This window comes from Halorubrum sp. SP9 (assembly GCF_005435015.1).
GTDB classification, from domain to species: domain Archaea; phylum Halobacteriota; class Halobacteria; order Halobacteriales; family Haloferacaceae; genus Halorubrum; species Halorubrum sodomense.
In genome coordinates this window covers 1-336 of the sequence record NZ_SGXU01000528.1, presented here as the reverse complement: position 1 = coordinate 336, position 336 = coordinate 1, and the positions used below count along the sequence as shown (strand labels likewise).

Below are 336 nucleotides of genomic sequence, written 5' to 3'. Positions count from 1 at the left end.
CTGCGATCTAGTATTAACCAACAGAGCGCGTAATGACATAGATTTGTTGGTTAACAAGATATCGTCTCGTCACGCTAAAGAGTGCGAATAGCAAACTATTCAGAAATAGACGTGCCGTTAGACGCCGTCCGGACGGGGGGCGTTCTCGTACTTGACCATCTTCTCGGGCTTGTCGGAAATGGTGTCGTAGATCTGCTGGAGCGTCTCCTCCGCAGCGAGCAGGTTGTGCTCTGCCAGGAACTCCCGCCCCTCGTCGGTCAGGCCATAGAACTTCCAAGGGTAGCCCTGCCGGCGATGGTCGTCGTCCAGGGCAACCTCTGTGACGATGCCGGCGTC

At 55.7% G+C, this 336-nt stretch carries 1 pseudogene; it reads right to left on the bottom strand.

The window, feature by feature from the left end:
- Positions 1–117: 117 nt before the first annotated feature.
- Positions 118–336, bottom strand: a pseudogene (locus EXE45_RS18465) (PadR family transcriptional regulator); the annotation flags it as partial.